1 protein-coding gene is annotated in these 233 nt (G+C 70.8%); it reads left to right on the top strand.

Annotated elements, in window-relative coordinates:
• The coding region (locus tag AC5RWU_RS24835; protein ID WP_493986817.1) for a DUF2306 domain-containing protein at nucleotides 1-233 on the top strand (233 nt) is incomplete at both ends.

The raw sequence follows: 233 nt of genomic DNA, 5'->3' as shown, positions 1-233 counted from the left end.
TCCGGTGGTGGCGCACATCGTCAGCGTCACCGTGTACTGCCTGCTCGGGGCGTTCCAGTTCGTGCCCGCGCTGCGGGGCAGGCGCAACTGGCACCGCGGCGCCGGCCGCATTCTTGTCCCCGCCGGCCTGATTGCTGCCCTGTCCGGCCTGTGGATGTCGGCCTTCTACGCCCTGCCCGCCAGCGACGGCGAGATCCTCCTCATCCTCCGGCTGGTCTTCGGCTCGGCCATGG

Source organism: Arthrobacter sp. B0427-1-12, assembly GCF_059092905.1.
The sequence above is the reverse complement of the archived record's forward strand: the minus strand, read 5'-3'. Positions and strand labels throughout refer to the sequence as shown.